Origin of the sequence: Bradyrhizobium sp. (assembly GCF_019244115.1) — a bacterium.
In the GTDB taxonomy this organism is placed as follows: domain Bacteria; phylum Pseudomonadota; class Alphaproteobacteria; order Rhizobiales; family Xanthobacteraceae; genus Bradyrhizobium.
In genome coordinates, this window is record NZ_JAFATE010000059.1 from 1 (window position 1) to 4,165 (window position 4,165).

Here is a 4,165-nt window from a genome sequence, read left to right on the forward strand (position 1 = left end):
CGCCGGCAAAACCGTCGCTGATCGGGCTGTCGCGCGCCGAGCTCAGCGATCGCCTCGGCGAGATCGGGGTTGCGCCCGCGCAGCGCAAGATGCGCGTGCAGCAGCTCTGGCACTGGATCTACTTCCGCGGCGCGACGAGCTTCGAGGAGATGAGCTCGGTCTCCAAGGAGACGCGTGCGGGACTCGCGGAGCGTTTCACGGTCGACCGCCCCGAGGTGGTCGCCGAGCAGGTCTCCAATGACGGCACCCGCAAATGGCTGCTGCGGCTGCCGAGCGGCGACCGCCTGGAGAGGCCGCACGAGGTCGAGTGCGTCTACATCCCGGAAACCGGCCGCGGCACGCTGTGCGTCTCCTCGCAGGTCGGCTGCACGCTCAACTGCGCGTTCTGCCATACCGGCACGCAGCGGCTGGTGCGCAATTTGACCGCCGGCGAGATCGTCGGCCAGGTGATGGTGGCGCGCGACCGCCTGGGCGACTGGGCCGATCGCGAGAGCGGCAATCGCCTCGTCACCAACATCGTGATGATGGGCATGGGCGAGCCGCTCTACAATTTCGAGGCGGTGCGCGATGCGCTCCTCATCGTCGCCGACAATGAGGGCATCGGCATTTCCCGCCGCCGCATCACGCTATCGACCTCGGGCGTGGTGCCGAACATCATCCGTACCGGCGAGGAGATCGGCGTGATGCTGGCGATCTCGCTGCACGCGGTGCGGGACGAGTTGCGCAACGAGCTGGTGCCGCTCAACCGCAAATATTCGATTGCCGAGCTCTTGCAGGCCTGCCGCGATTATCCCGGCGCCTCCAATGCGCGGCGCATCACCTTCGAATATGTGATGTTGAAGGGCGTCAACGACTCGCTCGATGACGCAAAACTGCTGGTGAAGATGCTCAAGGGCATTCCGGCGAAGATCAACCTCATTCCGTTCAATCCCTGGCCGGGCACAGCTTACGAATGCTCCGACTGGGACCAGATCGAAAAGTTCTCGGAGTACATTTTCAACGCCGGGTATTCCTCGCCGGTGCGCACGCCGCGCGGCCGCGACATTCTGGCCGCCTGTGGCCAGCTGAAATCGGAAACCGAAAAACTCTCGGCGCGCGAGCGCCAGGCGCTGCGCGCCATGGCCATGACGGATTGATGAGTGACACACCCTCCGATCGTCATGCCCGGCCTTGCCGCCTTCGCTCAAGAGCTTCGGCGCCCCAAGCTGCTGTGCCGGGTCGAAACCGAAGGCGTAGACCGGTGCCGGGCATCCATGTCTTGCTTTCTGCGGTCGCGGGGGGACGTGGATGGCCGGGACAAGCCCGGCATGACGACGGTGCTATCCGCTTCGCAGCGATTTGCGGATGGGTTCAGGTAATGGCACTCATCGGCCGCCTGATCGTCGTGTTTTTCGCCTTCCTGCTTGCGAGCTTCGCGGCGGGCATGATCGTCGTCGTCGCTTTTCTGTTTCCGGAGCTCAGCGATCTCGGTGATCAGATCGATCAGGGCGTGCTCGACATCATGTACGGGTTCGGCTTCATCTTCGTGTCCGGCTTTGCCCTGCTGCCGGCGATGATCGTCGTCGCAATCACCGAGGCTTTCTACATCCGCAGCGCGCTGGCCTACGCGGTCGGCGGCGCGCTGGTCGGGCTCGCCTGCTATCTCGGCCTCGTTCCGTTCGACACTGAGACGCTGCGCTTCGACGGCGTCGTGCGGCGGCATCTGGAGATCATGACCGGCGCAGGGATCGTCGCCGGCCTGGTCTACTGGCTGATCGCCGGCCGCAATGCGGGCCGCTGGCGCGTGCCGCCGCGGCGGTTGCCGCTCCCGGTTTCGTCGCAGCCGCCATCGCTTAAATAGACGGCCGTCATTCCGGGGCGGCCTCAACGACGCCTCGCATCGCCCCGGAATGACGAGGAGGGGTTTTCTTGTTTGCGTCGCTCCGCTACACCGCGAGCCATGAACCGGACCGGACTCTTCATTGCGCTGTCGCTTGCGCTCGTCATCGGTGTCGTGTTCGGGATCTATCCCGAGCTCGATCTAAAACTCGCCGCCTTGTTCTATGATCCGGCGACGCGTTCCTTTCCGCTGAAGCTCAACGACTGGGCTGGATACGCGCGCGACGGCGCGATGTCGGTCGCCTGGGGACTCGCGTTGCCAGCGATCGTCGCGCTGGTCGTAAAACTGTTCCGGCCCACCCGGCCGCTCTTGATATCCGGCCGCGCGATCGTCTTCCTGCTGGTGACGATGACACTGTCGGCCGGCGTGCTCACCAATCTCACCTTCAAGAGCTATTGGGGCCGGCCGCGGCCGGTGGTGGTCACCGAATTCGGCGGCGACCTGCCCTTCGTCCCATGGTGGGATCCACGCGGTGGCTGCGGCCGCAACTGCTCGTTCTTCTCCGGCGAGGGCGCAACCGCGTTCTGGACTTTTGCCCCGGCCGCCCTCGCGCCGCCGGCCTGGCGGGGCCTCGCCTATGGTGCCGCGACCTTGTTCGGGCTTGCAACCAGCGTGCTGAGGATGGCCTTTGGCGGCCACTTCTTCACCGATATCGCGGCCGCAGGTCTCGTCACCTTCCTGGTGACCTGGCTCGCTCACGGCCTGATTTACCGCTGGCCGAAAACCCGCCTGACGGACGCCGGCATCGATGCGGCGTTGACCCGCCTGGCCCTGCCGGGCTACCGGCGTCGGCGCGGCCGGCGCGATGTGCCGCCCGCCGCTCAGCTTCGTCACGCGAGCGGCGATTAAAGGCGTGCCCAAAACTGCGAAATTTGATATTCGCGCCGTCAATCCGTGAAACGAGATCAGCAGTCGAGACCGATTGGAAGCGCGATGAGCACGATCCTGAAAAGCCTGCCCAAAGGGGAAAAAGTCGGCATCGCTTTTTCCGGCGGTCTCGATACCAGTGCCGCGCTGTTGTGGATGAAGCAGAAGGGCGCCCGCGTTTTTGCCTATACCGCCAACCTCGGCCAGCCCGACGAGGCCGACTACGACGAAATTCCCCGCAAGGCGCTGCACTTCGGCGCGGAAAAGGCCCTGCTGGTGGATTGCCGCACGCAACTGGTCCACGAGGGCATCGCCGCGATCCAGTCCGGCGCCTTCCACATCTCGACCGGCGGTGCCACCTATTTCAACACCACGCCGCTCGGCCGCGCCGTGACCGGCACGATGCTGGTCGCGGCCATGAAGGAGGACGGCGTCAACATCTGGGGCGATGGCTCGACCTACAAGGGCAACGACATCGAGCGGTTCTATCGCTACGGCCTGCTGACCAATCCGAGCCTGAAGATCTACAAGCCCTGGCTCGACCAGCAGTTCATCGATGAACTCGGAGGCCGCGCGGAAATGTCGGCGTTCCTGACCGCCAACGGGTTTGACTACAAGATGAGCGCCGAGAAGGCGTATTCGACCGACAGCAACATTCTCGGCGCGACCCATGAGGCCAAGGATCTCGAACGCCTGGACTCCGGCATCAGGATCGTCAATCCGATCATGGGCGTGCCGTTCTGGCGTGACGACTGTGCCGCCCAGGCCGAGGAGGTCACTGTACGCTTTGAGGAGGGCCAACCCGTCGCACTGAACGGCCAGAGCTTCGCCGATCCGGTTGCGCTGCTGCTGGAGGCCAATGCCATCGGTGGGCGGCACGGGCTGGGCATGAGCGACCAGATCGAGAACCGGATCATCGAGGCCAAGAGCCGCGGCATCTACGAGGCTCCGGGCATGGCGCTGCTGCACATCGCCTATGAGCGTCTCGTCACCGGCATCCACAACGAGGACACCATCGAGCAATACCGGATCAGCGGCCTGCGCCTCGGCCGGCTGCTCTATCAGGGACGGTGGTTCGATCCCCAGGCTCTCATGCTGCGCGACACCGCCCAGCGCTATGTCGCGCGCCCCATCACCGGCGAGGTGACGCTCGAACTGCGCCGCGGCAACGATTACTCGATCCTGAACACGGTGAGCCCAAACCTGACCTATCAGCCGGAGCGGCTGAGCATGGAGAAGGTGGAGGACGCGGCGTTCACGCCGGCGGACCGCATCGGTCAGCTCACCATGCGCGACCTCGACATCGCCGATACCCGCTCCAAGCTCGGTCTCTACGCCAAGACCGGTCTGCTGTCCGCACCGGAGGGCTCCCAGATCTTCAGGCTGGAGAGCGACAAGGGCTGAGAAGCGCGGGGCGCG

4 protein-coding genes are annotated in these 4,165 nt (G+C 64.9%); all 4 read left to right on the plus strand.

Annotated features, from left to right (window positions below; translation table 11 throughout):
• Nucleotides 1-1,136 (plus strand): 23S rRNA (adenine(2503)-C(2))-methyltransferase RlmN (rlmN, locus tag JOZ76_RS02705; RefSeq protein ID WP_291697090.1); only part of this gene is annotated, 1,136 nt, incomplete at its 5' end.
• A 221-nt stretch (nt 1,137-1,357) separates the two neighbouring features.
• Nucleotides 1,358-1,840 (plus strand): hypothetical protein, encoded by a 483-nt coding sequence (locus JOZ76_RS02710; protein WP_291697091.1) that lies wholly within the window; start codon nt 1,358-1,360, stop codon nt 1,838-1,840.
• A 99-nt stretch (nt 1,841-1,939) separates the two neighbouring features.
• Nucleotides 1,940-2,728, plus strand: a complete 789-nt coding sequence (locus JOZ76_RS02715; RefSeq protein WP_291697092.1) for a phosphatase PAP2 family protein — start codon at nt 1,940-1,942, stop codon at nt 2,726-2,728.
• Between the two features lie 84 nt (nt 2,729-2,812).
• Nucleotides 2,813-4,150 (plus strand): argininosuccinate synthase, encoded by a 1,338-nt coding sequence (gene argG, locus JOZ76_RS02720; protein WP_291697093.1) that lies wholly within the window; start codon nt 2,813-2,815, stop codon nt 4,148-4,150.
• Nucleotides 4,151-4,165: the final 15 nt, after the last annotated feature.

Bases quoted from the DNA above. Each gene is read 5' to 3' on its own strand.
- JOZ76_RS02715 (WP_291697092.1), top strand. From the start codon at position 1,940: ATGAACCGGACCGGACTCTTCATTGCGCTGTCGCTTGCGCTCGTCATC.
- argG (WP_291697093.1), top strand. From the start codon at position 2,813: ATGAGCACGATCCTGAAAAGCCTGCCCAAAGGGGAAAAAGTCGGCATC.
- JOZ76_RS02710 (WP_291697091.1), top strand. From the start codon at position 1,358: ATGGCACTCATCGGCCGCCTGATCGTCGTGTTTTTCGCCTTCCTGCTT.